Origin of the sequence: Curtobacterium sp. VKM Ac-2852 (assembly GCF_013205045.1) — a bacterium.
Classification (GTDB): domain Bacteria; phylum Actinomycetota; class Actinomycetes; order Actinomycetales; family Microbacteriaceae; genus Curtobacterium; species Curtobacterium flaccumfaciens.
This window is the reverse complement of record NZ_JABMLI010000001.1, coordinates 330,114-345,162: the sequence shown is the minus strand read 5'-3', so window position 1 is coordinate 345,162 and position 15,049 is coordinate 330,114. Positions and strand designations below refer to the sequence as shown.

The window sequence follows — 15,049 nt, the reverse complement described above, 5'->3', positions numbered from 1 at the left end:
TGCCGATGGCCAAGGCCCTGAACGCCGGGCTCGCCGCGGCCATGGAAGCGGACGACAAGGTCCTGCTGATGGGCGAGGACATCGGCCAGCTGGGCGGCGTCTTCCGCATCACCGAGGGCCTGCAGGACCGCTTCGGCGCCGAGCGCGTGCGGGACACCCCGCTCGCCGAGGCCGGCATCATCGGCACCGCGATCGGCCTCGCCCTGCGCGGATACCGCCCGGTCGTCGAGATCCAGTTCGACGGCTTCGTGTGGCCCGGCTTCGACCAGATCACCTCGCAACTCGCGAAGATGGCGAACCGCCTGCCGGCACACATGTCGCTGCCCGTCGTCATCCGCATCCCCTACGGCGGCCACATCGGCGCCGTGGAGCACCACCAGGAGTCCCCGGAGGCGTACTTCGCGCACACCCCGGGCCTGCGGGTCGTCAGCCCGAGCACCCCGAACGACGCCTACTGGATGATCCAGGAAGCAATCGCGTCGAAGGACCCGGTGATCTTCCTCGAGCCGAAGTCCCGCTACTGGCCCAAGGGCCAGGTGGACCTGGTCGACGGCCACGTCCCGATGCACACGACCCGCGTCGCCCGCACCGGCACCGAGGTCACGCTCGTCGGGCACGGCGCCATGGTCGCCACCCTGATGCAGGCGGCGGACATCGCCGAGGCCGAGGGCACCAGCTGCGAGGTCATCGACCTCCGCTCGATCTCGCCGATCGACTGGGAGCCGCTGCTGGCTTCCGTCCGCAAGACCGGTCGCCTGGTCATCGCACAAGAGGCCTCCGGCTTCGTCAGCGTCGGCAGTGAGATCGCCGCGACCGTCGCCGAGCGGGCGTTCTACACGATGCAGGCACCGCCGCTCCGGGTCTCCGGCTTCGACGTGCCGTTCCCGGTGTCGAAGCTCGAGCACCTGCACCTGCCGGATGCCGACCGCATCCTCGAGGCCGTCGACCGCGCCCTCGCCTACTGACCCGTCCGACCGAGCTCGACCAGATCCGCGAAGGAGCCGTAGTGGCCGCCGCCGAATTCCCCCTGCCCGACGTGGGTGAAGGTCTCACCGAGGCCGAGATCGTGCAGTGGCGCGTCGCGATCGGGGACGAGATCGCCGTCGACCAGGTGCTCGTCGAGATCGAGACCGCGAAGTCGCTCGTCGAGCTGCCGTCGCCGTTCGCCGGCACCGTCACCGGTCTGCTCGTGTCCGAGGGCGACACGGTCGAGGTCGGCAAGCCGATCATCCGCGTCGACTCGGACGCATCGGTCGCGTCCGGAGCGGCCCTCACGCCCCCCGCCGAGCAGCCGGGAGGCACGGTGCCCGTCGCCGAGTCCGCCCCGGTCTCGCCCGTGGTCGCGTCCACCCCGCAGGCCGCTGCCGCCCCGTCGGCTCCGGTCGCGCAGACCCCTCCCGCTCCCGCGGCGGTGCCGGCACGCGCCGCTGCCCCCGCACCGGCAGCGCCTGCCCCTGCCGCCGCGCCGGCGGCGCCGGTCCAGCCGGTCGCGGTCGACGCCTCCGTCCAGGGCACGGACGAGTCCTCCGGTGCCGTCCTCGTCGGCTACGGCTCGGCGACCTCGTCGCCCTCCCGTCGCAAGCCGGGCGCCCGCCGGGCCGCAGCGCTCGCGGCCGAGGCGAGCCGCGCCTCCAGTGTGGACACCGCCGCGGCGGCGGAAGCCTCCGTCGACCCGGGCGAGGAGAGCACCGCCGAGGCGATCAGCGCCCTCGGCACGGGCTCCGCGCACAAGCAGAGCACCGCGACCAACGTGCTGGCGAAGCCGCCGATCCGGAAGCTCGCGAAGGACCTCGGCGTCGAACTGACCGAGATCGTCGCGACCGGTCTTGCCGGCGAGGTCACCCGCGACGACGTCATCCGGCACGCGAAGCAGGCCAGCGTCTTCCGGAACATCGAGACGCCCGAGTGGGGCGAGGTCCGCAGCGAGACGATCCCGGTCAAGGGCGTCCGCAAGGCCATCGCCACCGCGATGACGACTTCCGCCTTCACGGCGCCCCACGTGTCGCTGTTCGTCGACGTCGACGCGACCCACACGATGGAGTTCGTCAAGCGGCTCAAGGCCTCGCCGACGTTCGCCGGCGTCAAGGTCTCGCCGCTGCTCATCGTCGCGAAGGCCGTCATCTGGGCCGTCCGCCGGAACCGTTCGGTGAACTCGACCTGGACCGACCGCGAGATCATCGTCCACCACTTCGTGAACCTCGGCATCGCCGCGGCGACCCCGCGCGGGCTCATCGTGCCGAACATCAAGGACGCGCAGGACATGTCGTTGCTCGAGCTGGCACAGGCGCTCGAGGAGCTCACCCTGACCGCCCGCGACGGCAAGACCACGCCGAAGCAGATGGCGAACGGCACGGTGTCGATCACCAACATCGGAGTGTTCGGCATGGACACCGGGACCCCGATCCTCAACCCGGGCGAGGTCGCGATCGTCGCCATGGGCACGATCAAGCCGAAGCCGTGGGTCGTCGACGGCGAGGTCCGCTCGCGCATGGTGACGACCATCGGTGCCTCGTTCGACCACCGGGTCGTCGACGGTGACGTGGCGTCCCGCTTCGTGCACGACGTCGCCTCGGTGCTCGAGGAGCCCGCGCTCCTGCTCGACTGAGCGCCGGTCAGGGGCCGTCTCGTCCGTCGTCGAACAGTGTGGAGAGCTGTGTGCGGAACACCTCGACGGCCACGACGGCGTCGAGGGCAAGATTGTCCGGTACCTCGATGCTGCCGGCTGAGATCGACAGCCGCGCGTAGGTCGTTGCGCCGAGGGCGCCGGGTGCGCTGAACAGGTCGCAGACCGCGAGGAGCGCATCGGTTCGGTCGCGTTCCGTCAGCGGGTCGAGGACTCGCCGCACCGCTGCTGCCGCTCGTCGTTCTCCTGAGCGGAGGTCGGCGACGAGAACCCAGGCGAAGTCGTAGAGGTCCTTGTCGGCTCGGCGCCAGTACGCACTCGCCCCTTTGGCCGCTAGGTAGCCGCCGAGACCGGCCACCATGGCTGCTTCTCCGGCGACGACGGTGTCGCGGGCGTCTCGGAGCGCTGGACCCGGCCCGCGGAGGTTCTTCGCCCCGAGAGTCATCGTCCCCGGCAGCGCGATCTCCTGGTCGGCACTGTCGAGGACATCCACGAGGAACTCCACCTGAATCGGGAACCCTCCGACGTCCTTCACCCAGCGCCAGCCGGTGTTCGGGGAAGACGTGACGAAGCCGGCGATCTCGAGTGCTTGTTCAAGCCACCCGAAGTCACGTTCCTCGCGGTCGTAGACCAGGCCGATGTCGAGGAGGACGTCGACGTCGTTGGTGCCTTGGTGCGGTTCGTCCGTCGACACCAGGTGCTCCGGTACGAGGCCGCCGATCAACAGGAGCTGATCACGCTTGGTGCCGACCGCGCGCAGGAGTGCGGCGTAACCAGCCTCGGCGAGCAACCGCGCGTCGCGGTCCCGCGGGAGCGCCGCGCTCACGAGAACTGCCTGAGGGCGAGCTCTCGGAACGCCTCCGCAGCTTCCTGCTCCCGGTCGGAGCCCGACAGGAGGTCGGCGTAGGTGCGCCCCGGCGACGTCACTCGGGAGCCGCTGACGATGCTCGTCGTGTTCGCGACGGCGGGGGGAGCCGGGGCCAGACGGACACGGGGAACTGCCGCCGGGACCATCTTCGCGGTTCGGGTCATCGATTCGACACCCGTCCAGCCGTCGGGAGTCAAGAGGTACGCAGTAACGACGTAGCCTCCGGTGATCGTCGGCCGGACCACCTCACTCGAGGCCGCTCCAGTGAGGACGAGCGAGCTCCCGAACGCAGCGATGAGATCCTCGACGACCCGCGAGGGTTCGCGATGGATCGAGTGGAATCCGTCGAACCGTCGACGTTGCGCAGCGTCCCATCTCGACCAGGAGTCCAAGAGCGCTGGTGCGTTCGCGACGACCCGGCTCCTGGACGATGCTCCACGAGCTGTCCAACCCCTCGTGTCGAACAGCGCGAGAGTGTTCGCAACCGTTCCGAGAGAGCGTCCCGACAGATTCGCCAGAGCTTCCACCTCGGGCACGGAACTCGACTCAGGCAGCTCTGGGTCGCGCTTTGCCATGACTGCGACGAGCGCCTCCGTGACGTCCGATCGCGCTCGGGTCCAGCCGACTTCTGCTCCGGACAGTCGGTTCGTTCTGCTTCCGTCCCTGTCGATCCACACGGTACCGAGCCGCAGCTCCGCGGAGCCGTCGAGGCCCATCCAAGAGAGCCCCTCAGCGCGCAACAGTTGGCGAGCACCCTCCGAGACCGTGTGCGCGGCCACGACGATGAGGTCCTCGTTCGAGCGCGCGCCGATCATTCGAGCGTCACGAAGGACGCGTTCCACGTCGCGCGGATACCCGTACCCGGCCCAGGCGAGGTGCAAGCGTTTCTGCGTCCCGTCGGGGAGCGCCGCGATGAGATCATCCCCAGGCCGCGGGCGCAGGGTCACCGAACCCGGCGGGAGCGCTGCACGAAGTGCTGCTTCTGCCTCAACGTGGTTTTCAGATCTGGGCATGTTTTCACTGTACAGTGAAAAGCATCCGAGAGTGAAAAATACTTCGCTGTCTCCGCTCGGGCTTCCGCAAACGTCGCGTGGTGTTCACACGGATGTCGGGGGTCGGCGGCATGATCGGTGCATGGTCCACCAGCTCCTGACCCCCTCGCAGGAGATCCGAACGGATCGCCTCCTGCTCACCCCGCTGACCCCGGTTGACATCGACGACGTGCACGCGCTCTTCTCGGACGCCCGCACGTGGCAGCACCTGCCCACCGGCCGGCACGTGGCGCGGAGCTCGAGCGTGGACATGGTGCAGCGCAAGATCGGCGGTCGTGCACGCCACGGCCTCGGGTCCTGGGCGGTCCGCAGCGCCTCCGACCACGCCTTCGTCGGTGTGGGCGGGGTCGACATGACCGCCGGTGGGGTCTGGAACCTCGGCTACCGTCTGGCACCCGCGGCGTGGGGGCAGGGCTTCGCGTCCGAGATCGCCCTCGCTGCCGCCCGTGCCGCCGCCGACACCGCTCCGGACGTCCCGGTGACCGGCCGCGTGCTCACGAACAACCCTGCTTCTGCAGCCGTGCTGCGTCGTGCGGGGCTGTCGCTGGTGTGGCAGGGGGCTCCCGCAGCGCAGAACCGTGCGGCCGCCGGGGTCGAGGGGCAGGTCTGGACCGATCGGCTGCTCTCCGACGAGCAGTTCGCCTGGCTCGTCGCCAACGCCTGAGCACCGACTCCGTCCCTTCGTCACCGCGCACGTTGGTCTTCCCGGCCTGACTCGCTACTGTGATGGGCACTGGTCATGTCCGCGCATGACCACCGCCCAGGACCAGCAACGGAGCACGAGGGACGCATGACGAGCCGCATCACCGAGGGTGCCGAACCGAAGCACCAGCAGTTGCGGCGCATCCTGCTCGACCTCGTCACGACCCGCCTGGCTCCCGGCGCCGCGATCCCGTCCGAACGCCAGCTCATCGCCGAGTACGGCGTCTCCCGGATCACCGTGCGTGAAGCCCTCGGGCAGCTGGTGAACGAGGGGTACCTCGAGCGCGTCCGCGGCAAGGGCACCTTCGTCGCGCACCGGCCCGTGCAGTCGACGCTGCACCTCGCCTCCTTCACCGAGGAGATGCGGGCGATGGGGCACGAGCCGACCACCGTGGTGCTCGTGCGCGAGGAACGCGTGCCGCCGGCCGACACCGCCGCGGCCCTGCGGATCGATCAGGACGTGCCGGCCTTCCACGTGAAGCGCCTGCGGATGGCCGACGGCGCCCCGGTCTCGATCGACGACGCCTGGCTCGTGGCCGACGCCTTCCCGGGCCTGCTCGACCACGACCTGTCCGGGTCGGTGTACTCGATCATCGCCACGGAGTACGGCACCCCGATCGACCGCGCGCAGCAGACCGTCGCGGCGAACCCGGCGGCCGACGACGTCGCGACCCTGCTCGGCACGAAGACCGGAGCACCGGTGCTCGAGTTCGACCGGGTGTCGTACGCGGGGGAGCGACCCGTGGAGCACACCCGCAGCTGGTACCGATCGGACCGCTACCGCGTGCAGATGGAAGTTACCGCGACCCCCGCGGTCGCGTAGTCCGCCCAGCAACGCGAAAGCGACCGTCTGCCGCGGGTGGTCCGCAGCACACGGTCGCTCTCGACGAGGAAGAACCCCTAGACCTCGAAGAGGGTGTCGCCGTCGAGCACCGTGGTGCCGACCGTCCCCTGGTCGACGCTGTCCGCCGTCGAACCGAGCACCACGACCGGGCAGATCGGCGAGTACCCGGCTGCTGAGATCACCGAGGGGGTGAACCGGACGACGGGGTCACCGGCGGTGACGGTGTCGCCCTCGGTCGCGAGGAGCTCGAAGCCCTCGCCGGAGAGCTTCACGGTGTCGATGCCGACGTGCACCAGGACGTCGGTGCCAGCGGTGCCCTGCAGGGCGAACGCGTGCGGGTGCAGCTTCACGATGGTGCCGTCGACCGGGGCCACCGCGGTGACCGCGCCCTCGACGCCCGTGGGGTCGACCGCGACGCCGGCACCGACGAGCTGCCCGGCGAACACCGGGTCGGGCACGTCGGCGAGGGCGACGACCGGGCCGCCGAACGGGGTGCGGACGACGGTCACAGTTCGTCCTGGATGTCCTGGGCGAGGTTGTCGGCGATCGTGCCGACGATGACCTGCCAGCCGGTGCCGCCACCGATGACGGCCTGGGCCCCGGCTGCCTGCAGGGCGGCCTTGTCGACCAGGTCCCCGTCCTCGACCTCGACGCGGAGGCGCGTGATGCAGCCCTCGACCTCTTCGATGTTCTCGGCACCGCCGAGTGCGGCGATGATGTCGGCTGCCTTGATGTCGGCCATCGTTTCCTCCTCGTTAAGGGTTTGCGTCGCAGGTTGACACCGGACCGCTCGCGGATCAGACTACGGAACTGGTCATGACCGGACAGGACCGGACCTGGCGACACCGCCGAGGTTACCTGCGCTGGCTGCACGACTCAACTCACCCCGACAGCTCCACCCAATGACGAGAGGACCTCCGATGAGCGCCACCACTGCCACGGATGTGCCGGAGAAGAAGAAGCCGAAGAAGCAGTCACGGCTGTTCGCACAGGCCCAGCGCCTCGGACGGAGCCTGCTCCTGCCGATCGCGGTCATGCCTGCAGCGGGCATCCTGCTCCGCATCGGCCAGCCCGACCTCCTCGGGGCGATCCCCGGCTTCGGCCAGTGGGCCGGAGTCATCTCGGCGGCGGGAAACGGTGTCTTCAACTGGCTGCCGCTGCTCTTCGCGGTGGGCATCGCGATCGGCCGGGCGAAGAAGTCCGACGGCACCACCGCGCTCGCGGCGGTCGTCGGCTACATGGTCATGTTCGAGGTCTGGAAGGTGATGTCGCCGATCGTCCTCGACGGTGTGAAGGACGCCAACGGCGACCAGGCGATGATCAACTTCGGGGTGCTCGGCGGCATCGTGATGGGGCTCGTCTCCGCGGTCATGTGGGAGAAGTTCCACCGCACGAAGATGCCCGACTTCCTCGGGTTCTTCTCGGGCCGTCGCCTCGTCCCCATCCTCACCGCGGTCGCGGGTCTCGTCATCGCCGTCGCGATGTCGTTCGTGTACCGCTACTTCGACATCGCGCTGACCGCGGCGGGTACGGCCGTGGCCGACAACGCCGTGATCGGTGGCGGCATCTTCGGCTTCGTGAACCGCATGCTCATCCCGATCGGGCTGCACCAGCTGCTCAACTTCTTCCCGTGGTTCCAGCTCGGCAGCTTCACCGGCGCGGACGGCGTGATCTACCACGGCGACATCGCACGCTTCCTCAACGGCGACCCGACCGCCGGCATCTTCCAGACCGGCTTCTTCCCGATCATGATGTTCGCGCTGCCCGCCGGTGCCCTCGCGATCTGGCGCAACGCCAAGCCGCAGAACCGCAAGCTCGTCGGCGGCATCATGATCTCCGCCGCACTGACCTCGTTCGTCACGGGCATCACCGAGCCGCTCGAGTACTCGTTCATGTTCGTGGCGTTCCCGCTGTACATCATCCACGCGGTGCTCACAGGTACATCGCTGGCCCTGGTGAACGCCCTCGGGATCCACGACGGGTTCTCGTTCTCGGCCGGCGCGATCGACTACGTGTTGAACTTCGGCAAGGCCGACGGCGCGATCTGGCTCATCCCGATCGGCCTCGGCTACGCGGTCGTCTACTACTTCCTGTTCAGTTTCGTGATCAAGAAGTGGAACCTCCGCACCCCCGGGCGTGAAGAGGACACGATCGCCGAGAACACGATCGACGCGGCCACCAAGCCGTAGACGCGCGTTCCGACGGACGGGAGGCCCGGTGCCAGCTGGCACCGGGCCTCCCGTCCGTCTCCTGGTCGCGCTGAGAGCCCTCATAGCGGTTTTGACAATCGTTATCAGTAGGCGTTAGCGTCGTGCCATGCACAACCGCCTCCTCGCCCTCCCGCTCGTCGCCGGCGCCGCCGCGCTCGCCCTGACCGGGTGCGCCACCTCGTCCGCCTCGGGGGAGGCCAGCGGTGACGGCACGGTCAACGTCGTCGCCTCCACCAACGTCTACGGCTCGATCGTCAAGACGATCGGTGGCGACGCCGTCACCGTGACGAGCATCCTGAGCGACCCGTCGCAGGACCCGCACTCGTTCGAGTCGAGCGCCCGCACCCAGCTTTCCGTTTCCAAGGCCGACCTGCTCATCGAGAACGGTGGCGGGTACGACGACTTCATGACGACGCTCGCGAACGCCTCGGACACCAAGGCCGACACGATCAACGTCGTGAAGCTCTCCGGCCTCGACAAGGGCGGCAGTGCCGAGTTCAACGAGCACGTCTTCTACAGCTACCCGACGATGGTGAAGCTGGTCGAGGCGGTCACGAAGGACCTCAGCGCGCTCGACGAGAGCGGCAAGGACGCCTTCGAGAAGAACGCCGCCACGCTCACCACCAAGCTCGAGGACCTCGAGTCCCAGACCGACGCCGTCAAGAAGCAGGACTCCGGCGACAAGGTCGCGTACACCGAGCCGGTGCCCGGGTACCTGTTCGACGCGATGGGGCTCGAGAACGAGACCCCGCCGGACTTCTCCGAGGCCATCGAGGAAGGCGACGACGTCCCGCCGGCGGCCCTCCGCGACACCCTCGCGCTGTTCACCGGCAAGCGCGTGCAGCTGCTCGCCTACAACAACCAGGCGTCGAGCCCCGAGACCGAACAGGTCCAGAAGGCGGCCGAGCAGAACGACATCCCCGTCGTCGGTGTCACGGAGACGCTCCCCAAGGGGCAGGATTACGTCTCGTGGCAGCAGGCGAACATCGACGCGGTGAAGGCAGCGCTCCAGAAGTGACGACCTCGACCGCAGCAGCGGCGACCCACGGCCCGGCGACCACCACGGTGGACGACCGGGCTGCGGCTCGTCCGGTCCTCGCGCTCCGCGACGCCGGGTTGTCCTACGGCGCCCGGAAGCTCTGGGCAGGCCTCGACCTCGACCTCGCGCCGGGGGAGTTCGTCGCGGTCCTCGGCCCGAACGGCGCCGGCAAGACCTCACTGCTCCGTACCGTCCTCGGGCAGCAGCGGCTGACGAGCGGCACGATGTCGTTCCTCGGGCAGCCGGTGCACCGCGGCCACCGGAAGATCGGCTACATCCCGCAGCAGCGTCTGATGGAGGCGGGGACGCCCCTGCGCGCGCGGGACATGATCGCCCAGGGCGTGACCGGGCACCGGTGGGGCATCCGACGTGCGTCGAAGGCGGACCGGATGCGCATCGACCGGGTCCTCGACGAGGTCGGCGCCACCGCCTTCGCGGACGCCCCCGTCGCCGAGCTCTCCGGCGGCGAGCAGCAGCGCACCCGCGTCGGGCAGGCCATCGCCGCCGACCCCGCCCTGCTGCTGTGCGACGAACCCCTCATCTCGCTCGACCTGCGGCACCAGCGCGGGATCACCGAGCTCATCGACCGCGAGCGCCGGCAGCGCGAGGCCGCCGTGCTCTTCGTGACGCACGACGTGAACCCGATCCTCGACGTCGTCGACCGCGTGCTCTACATCGCCGGGGGTCGGTTCCGGATCGGTTCCCCGGACGAGGTCCTGCGCGCCGACGTCCTGAGCGACCTGTACGGCACGCCCGTCGACGTCGTCCGCACCATGGGACGCATCGTCATCGTCGGGGCGAACGAGGCCCACGAGCACCACCCGGGCGAGGTCGACCCGCACGCCGACCAGCCGGACGAAGGGCGGATCTGATGGACGTGCTGTCGACCGTCTTCTCGTTCCAGGACTACGGCCAGCTCCTCGTGTTGGTGCAGAACTCGATCTGGGCCGGCGCGGTGCTCGGCATCGTCGGCGGGCTCATCGGCCCGTTCGTCGTCGCCCGGAACATGCCCTTCGCCGTGCACGGCATCTCGGAGCTCTCGTTCGCCGGGGCCAGTGCCTCGCTGCTGCTCGGGGTGAACGTCGTCTCCGGCTCACTCGTCGGGTCGGTCATCGCCGCGCTGCTCATCGGCGTCCTCGGGTCGCGTGCCCGGGAACGCAACTCGATCATCGCCGTCCTCATGCCGTTCGGGCTCGGGCTCGGCATCCTCTGCCTGGCGCTCTACAAGGGCCGGGCCGCCAACAAGTTCGGGTTGCTCACCGGGCAGATCGTCTCGGTCGACAACCCGCAGCTGACGTTCCTGATCGTGGTCGCCGCGATCGTCGTGGCGACACTGCTCGTCATCTGGCGCCCGCTGATGTTCGCCTCGGTCGACCCCGACGTGGCTGCGGCCGCGGGGATCCCGGTGCGGACCCTCGCGATCGTGTTCATGCTCGTGCTCGGACTGGCCACCGCCGTGTCGGTGCAGATCGTCGGTGCGTTGCTCGTGCTGTCCCTGCTCGTCACCCCGGCGGCCGCGGCCCTGCGCCTCAGCTCGCACCCGGTCGTCGTGCCGGTGCTGTCGACGGTGTTCGCGGTGACGTCGGTCGTCGGTGGCATCCTGCTCGCACTGGGCGGCGGCCTGCCCATCAGCCCGTACGTGACGACGATCTCGTTCGCGATCTGGGTGGTCTGCCGGATCATCGGGTCGCGACGCGACAGGCGGGGACGCAACCGCGTCGCCGGCCGGAACCAGCGCGGCGGGGGCGAGCCGGGCCTCCAGGCAGGGACGACGTCGACAGCCGGTCGGAAGGAAGAGGTGTCAGCATGAACGCCGTGCAGAAGACCAAGCGGAACACGTGGCAGCGCGAAGCGGTGCGCGGTGCCCTCGACTCGACCGAGGGGTTCGTCAGCGCGCAGGCGCTGCACCAGCACCTGCGGGACGAGGGCTCGACCATCGGTCTGGCCACGGTCTACCGGGCCCTCGCCGACCTGGCCACCGAGGGCGACGCCGACTCGCTGCAGCAGGACGGCGAATCGCTGTACCGGGCGTGCACGACGGACGCGCACCACCACCACCTGATCTGCCGGAACTGCGGCCGGACCGTCGAGATCGAAGCGGACCCGGTGGAGCAGTGGGCGCAGGACGTCGCCGCCGCCAACGGGTTCACCAACGCCAGCCACGTCGTCGACATCTTCGGCGAGTGCGCCGTCTGCACGGCAGCCCGCGCGACCGCCGCCACCGACGAGTAACCTGCCCCGCATGCACGTCATCCTGGTCCCCGGGTTCTGGCTCGACGCGAGCGCGTGGGACGACGTCGCCCCGGTGCTCCGCGAGGCCGGGCACTCGGTGCAGGCGGTCACGCGCGACGGCGACACGCTCGACGAGCAGGTCGCCGCGTTGGTCGCGATCCTGGACGACGTCGCGTCCGCCGACGAACCGGTCGTGCTGGCCGGACACTCGGGTGCCGGGCCGATCGCGTACATGGCCGCCGACCAGCGCCCCTCGCTCGTCGCGCACCTGCTCTACGTCGACACGTTCCCGGGGCCCGAGGGCGGGTGCGTCAACGACGAGCTGCCCGTGGTCGACGGGGTCGTACCGCTGCCGTCGTGGGACATCTGGGAACCCGCCACCGTCCGGGGCATGACGCCCGAGGTCCGGCAGGACGTCGAGCACCGGGCGATCCCCGAGCCGGCCTCGGTGCCGTCGGACCGGTTCCACTACGCCGACCCGGCACGGCACACGATCCCCGCGACGATCATCACCTGCGAGATCCCCGCCGCCGAGCTGCTGGCGATGGTGGCGGACCACCAGGCCTGGGCGGCCGAGCTCGTCGCGACCGAGGAGCTCTCCATCGTCGGGCTCGAGACGGGCCACTGGCCGATGTTCACGGCGCCGCAGCAGCTCGGGGAGCTGATGGTGCAGGCGCTCGCGCCCAAGCCGACGCAAGCGCCGTAGGCGGCGCATCCGACGAGACGCCGAGACGGACCGCAGCCCGCCCCGCGTAGCGTCCCGCCCGTGGACCTCGCAGCCTGGACGCAGTGGGCGGGCGCGTCCGACTACGACGTCGCCCGGTTCGTGGTGCAGCGCGGCGTCGCGGCGATCGCGTGCCTCGCCTTCCTGTCCGCCCTCGCCCAGTTCCCGGTGCTCGTCGGGGAACGCGGCCTGCTCCCGGTGCCCCGCTTCATGGAGCGCCCGTACGCCCGCCGGCTGCCGGTGGTCTGGCGGTGGTGGCGCTACACCGACAACCGGTTGCGGCTGCTCGCCGGCGGGGGAGCGGTGGTGTCCTTCGCCCTGGTCGTCGGTGTCCCGCAACGGGCCCCGTGGTGGGTGCCGATGTTGTGCTTCCTGCTGCTCTGGCTGGCGTACCTGTCGATCTCCGACGTCGGGCAGACCTTCTGGGCGTTCGGGTGGGAGTCCCTGCTGGTCGAGGCGCTGTTCACCGTCGCGTTCCTCGGCTCCGACGACGTCGCGCCGCCGATCGTCGTGCTCGTCGCGCTGCGCTGGCTGGTGTTCCGGCTCGAGTTCGGCGCCGGCATGATCAAGATGCGCGGGGACCGCTCCTGGCGTGACCTGACGGCGCTGTACTACCACCACGAGACGCAGCCGATGCCGAACCCGGTGTCGCGGACGGCCCACCTGCTGCCCCGCCCCGTGCACCGGTTCGAGACGCTCGGCAGCCACTTCGTGCAGCTGGTCGTGCCGTTCTTCCTCTTCGCGCCGCAGCCCGTGGCGTCGATCGCCGCGGCCCTCGTCCTGCTCACCCAGCTCTGGTTGGTGGTCTCCGGCAACTTCGCCTGGCTGAACTGGATCACCCTCGTCCTGGCCTTCGCCGCGATCGACGACCGGTCGGTGGCTGCGGTGCTGCCCTGGTTGCGTGACAGCGTCGAGGCCGGGCCGGCCGCGACGCCGGTCTCCTTCGTCGCGGTGACGGTCGCCGTCGGGGTGCTGCTCGCCTGGCTGTCCTGGCCGGCCGCGAAGAACCTGGTGTCGCGGCGGCAGCTCATGAACGCCTCGTTCAACCGGTGGCACCTGGCGAACGCCTACGGTGCCTTCGGCAGTGTGACGCAGCAGCGCGACGAGGTCATCGTCGAGGGAACCCTGGCCGAGGACCCGTCCGACGAGGACTGGCAACCGTACGAGTTCCGCGGCAAGCCGGGCGATCCGAGGCGTCGGCCCGGGCAGTTCGCGCCGTACCACCTGCGGCTCGACTGGCTGATGTGGTTCCTGGCCCTCGGTGCCGACGACCGGTGGTTCCGGGTGTTCGTCGTGCGGCTGCTCGAGGCCGACCGGCCCACGCTGCGGCTGCTCGCCCGCGACCCGTTCGACGGGGAACCGCCGCGCTGGGTCCGCGCACGGATGTTCCACTACCGGTTCGCCACCCGGGCGGAGCGGCGGGAGACGGGCCTGTACTGGATCCGGCGGGAACGGTACCTGCTCATGGCACCGGTCGGGCTCCCGCGCGGTCGTGCCGCGGGCGGTGGGGGCGACCACGCGGGTGCGTGACCGGTCCGGTCCGACCGCCACGCGCCTCCAGGCCTGGAGGCGCGGCTTGCGACACGCCCGGTCCTCGCGTAACGTGGACCCCTGGTTCTCCGCGTCCGCGCGGCGGACCCGTTGTTCCAAGCCCTCCGACCGTCGCGAACGCCGCGGTCGCGCGGTGTCCGGCTCTCCTTCGACAGGGGATGCGGACCTGGGCGGTGCACACAACCCCCTCGCACGGTCACCCCGGTGACGGTGCGCGTGTGCACCAGGCAAGTGAACTTGGGTGCGGCCGTCCGGTCGCACGGTACTCAGGAGGAAACCATGGCAGCAGTGTGCCAGGTGACCGGCGCCGTTCCCGGCTTCGGTCACAACATCTCGCACTCGCACCGCCGGACGAAGCGTCGCTTCGACCCGAACGTGCAGAAGAAGACGTACTACGTGCCCTCGCTTCGTCGTAACGTCACGCTCACGCTCAGCGCGAAGGGCATCAAGGTGATCGACGCACGTGGCATCGAGTCCGTCGTCAAGGATCTCCTCGCCCGTGGGGAGAAGATCTGATGGCGAAAAAGGGTCAGGACATCCGTCCGATCATCAAGCTCCGCTCGACGGCGGGCACCGGGTTCACCTACGTGACCAAGAAGAACCGTCGGAACAACCCCGACCGACTCGTGCTGAAGAAGTACGACCCGGTGATCCGCAAGCACGTCGACTTCCGTGAGGAGCGCTAAGCATGGCGAAGAAGAGCAAGATCGCGAAGAACAACCAGCGTGCCGTCATCATCGCGCGCTACGCCGAGCGTCGTCTCGAGCTGAAGAAGGCCCTCGTGGACCCGAACGGCACCGACGAGTCGCGTGAGGCCGCCCGCGTGGGCCTGCAGAAGCTGCCCCGCGACGCATCGCCCATCCGGTACCGCAACCGTGACGCCATCGACGGCCGCCCCCGTGGCCACCTCGGTGAGTTCGGCATCAGCCGTGTCCGCTTCCGTGACATGGCCCACCGCGGCGAGCTCCCCGGCATCACGAAGAGCTCCTGGTAAGCACTCGCAGTACACGACGCCCCGTCACCTCCTGGTGGCGGGGCGTTCGCTGTGTACGGGGTACACGCGAGCCGTCATTCGTCACATCTGCCCCTCCAGCACCCCCTCGGAGCCCCGACAACCCCGGAAATCCGGGCGAGTCGGCGGTTTTCACCCCCGGCGGCTGGTAGGTTCAACTCCGGTTCCGCCGGGCCCTCGGCCCACTGGCAC

18 protein-coding genes are annotated in these 15,049 nt (G+C 69.8%); 14 read left to right on the top strand and 4 right to left on the bottom strand.

Features of this window, described 5'->3' with window-relative positions; all coding sequences use genetic code 11:
* The first annotated feature begins 5 nt into the window (after window positions 1-5).
* A complete protein-coding gene (locus HQQ79_RS01645; RefSeq protein WP_071404980.1) occupies window positions 6-965 on the top strand; it encodes an alpha-ketoacid dehydrogenase subunit beta in 960 nt (319 codons plus the stop codon).
* A 41-nt stretch (window positions 966-1,006) separates the two neighbouring features.
* A complete protein-coding gene (locus tag HQQ79_RS01640) occupies window positions 1,007-2,605 on the top strand; it encodes a dihydrolipoamide acetyltransferase family protein (protein ID WP_173032276.1) in 1,599 nt (532 codons plus the stop codon).
* Window positions 2,606-2,612: 7 nt separating this feature from the next.
* On the opposite strand, the gene HQQ79_RS01635 is transcribed toward HQQ79_RS01640, so the two are convergent.
* Window positions 2,613-3,449 carry a hypothetical protein gene (locus HQQ79_RS01635; protein ID WP_173032275.1) on the bottom strand — a complete coding sequence of 279 codons (837 nt, stop codon included), beginning with the start codon at window positions 3,447-3,449 and terminating at the stop codon, window positions 2,613-2,615.
* A complete protein-coding gene (locus HQQ79_RS01630) occupies window positions 3,446-4,504 on the bottom strand; it encodes a hypothetical protein (protein WP_173032274.1) in 1,059 nt (352 codons plus the stop codon). The genes HQQ79_RS01635 and HQQ79_RS01630 overlap by 4 nt, the downstream gene beginning before the upstream one ends.
* Before the next feature lie 121 nt (window positions 4,505-4,625).
* Here HQQ79_RS01630 and HQQ79_RS01625 point away from each other — a divergent pair, with 121 nt between their 5' ends.
* Both HQQ79_RS01625 and HQQ79_RS01620 read left to right on the top strand, forming a co-directional pair.
* The gene (locus tag HQQ79_RS01625; RefSeq protein WP_173032273.1) at window positions 4,626-5,207 is read left to right on the top strand and encodes a GNAT family N-acetyltransferase; all 582 of its coding nucleotides are present in this window, start codon (window positions 4,626-4,628) and stop codon (window positions 5,205-5,207) included.
* Window positions 5,208-5,333: 126 nt separating this feature from the next.
* Window positions 5,334-6,068, top strand: a complete 735-nt coding sequence (locus tag HQQ79_RS01620; protein WP_027464961.1) for a GntR family transcriptional regulator — start codon at window positions 5,334-5,336, stop codon at window positions 6,066-6,068.
* Window positions 6,069-6,145: 77 nt separating this feature from the next.
* On the opposite strand, the gene HQQ79_RS01615 is transcribed toward HQQ79_RS01620, so the two are convergent.
* Entirely contained in the window at window positions 6,146-6,598 is a 453-nt protein-coding gene (locus HQQ79_RS01615) for a PTS glucose transporter subunit IIA (protein ID WP_173032272.1), read from the bottom strand.
* Window positions 6,595-6,831 (bottom strand): PTS transporter subunit EIIB, encoded by a 237-nt coding sequence (locus HQQ79_RS01610; protein WP_111056696.1) that lies wholly within the window; start codon window positions 6,829-6,831, stop codon window positions 6,595-6,597. Before HQQ79_RS01610 ends, HQQ79_RS01615 begins: the two co-directional genes overlap by 4 nt.
* Window positions 6,832-7,009: 178 nt before the next feature.
* Here HQQ79_RS01610 and HQQ79_RS01605 point away from each other — a divergent pair, with 178 nt between their 5' ends.
* The 10 genes from HQQ79_RS01605 to rpsN all read left to right on the top strand — a co-directional run bounded on the left by HQQ79_RS01605 (window position 7,010) and on the right by rpsN (window position 14,839).
* Window positions 7,010-8,278 (top strand): PTS transporter subunit EIIC, encoded by a 1,269-nt coding sequence (locus tag HQQ79_RS01605; protein WP_173032271.1) that lies wholly within the window; start codon window positions 7,010-7,012, stop codon window positions 8,276-8,278.
* A 127-nt stretch (window positions 8,279-8,405) separates the two neighbouring features.
* On the top strand, window positions 8,406-9,317 hold the full coding sequence (locus HQQ79_RS01600) for a metal ABC transporter solute-binding protein, Zn/Mn family (protein WP_111039737.1): 912 nt from the start codon (window positions 8,406-8,408) through the stop codon (window positions 9,315-9,317).
* Window positions 9,318-9,364: 47 nt separating this feature from the next.
* Window positions 9,365-10,210, top strand: a complete 846-nt coding sequence (locus tag HQQ79_RS01595) for a metal ABC transporter ATP-binding protein (RefSeq protein ID WP_051596603.1) — start codon at window positions 9,365-9,367, stop codon at window positions 10,208-10,210.
* Window positions 10,210-11,148 (top strand): metal ABC transporter permease, encoded by a 939-nt coding sequence (locus HQQ79_RS01590; RefSeq protein WP_071246245.1) that lies wholly within the window; start codon window positions 10,210-10,212, stop codon window positions 11,146-11,148. The genes HQQ79_RS01595 and HQQ79_RS01590 overlap by 1 nt, the downstream gene beginning before the upstream one ends.
* The gene (locus HQQ79_RS01585) at window positions 11,145-11,570 is read left to right on the top strand and encodes a Fur family transcriptional regulator (protein ID WP_027464954.1); all 426 of its coding nucleotides are present in this window, start codon (window positions 11,145-11,147) and stop codon (window positions 11,568-11,570) included. Before HQQ79_RS01590 ends, HQQ79_RS01585 begins: the two co-directional genes overlap by 4 nt.
* Window positions 11,571-11,580: 10 nt before the next feature.
* Complete coding sequence (locus HQQ79_RS01580) at window positions 11,581-12,276, top strand: alpha/beta fold hydrolase (RefSeq protein WP_071246243.1); 696 nt, start codon at window positions 11,581-11,583, stop codon at window positions 12,274-12,276.
* A gap of 60 nt (window positions 12,277-12,336) precedes the next feature.
* On the top strand, window positions 12,337-13,824 hold the full coding sequence (locus HQQ79_RS01575; RefSeq protein WP_173032270.1) for a lipase maturation factor family protein: 1,488 nt from the start codon (window positions 12,337-12,339) through the stop codon (window positions 13,822-13,824).
* A 300-nt stretch (window positions 13,825-14,124) separates the two neighbouring features.
* Window positions 14,125-14,361 (top strand): 50S ribosomal protein L28, encoded by a 237-nt coding sequence (gene rpmB / locus HQQ79_RS01570; RefSeq protein WP_027464952.1) that lies wholly within the window; start codon window positions 14,125-14,127, stop codon window positions 14,359-14,361.
* The gene (rpmG, locus tag HQQ79_RS01565; protein ID WP_017886456.1) at window positions 14,361-14,531 is read left to right on the top strand and encodes a 50S ribosomal protein L33; all 171 of its coding nucleotides are present in this window, start codon (window positions 14,361-14,363) and stop codon (window positions 14,529-14,531) included. The genes rpmB and rpmG overlap by 1 nt, the downstream gene beginning before the upstream one ends.
* A 2-nt stretch (window positions 14,532-14,533) precedes the next feature.
* On the top strand, window positions 14,534-14,839 hold the full coding sequence (gene rpsN / locus HQQ79_RS01560) for a 30S ribosomal protein S14 (protein ID WP_017886455.1): 306 nt from the start codon (window positions 14,534-14,536) through the stop codon (window positions 14,837-14,839).
* The last annotated feature ends 210 nt before the right edge of the window (window positions 14,840-15,049 follow it).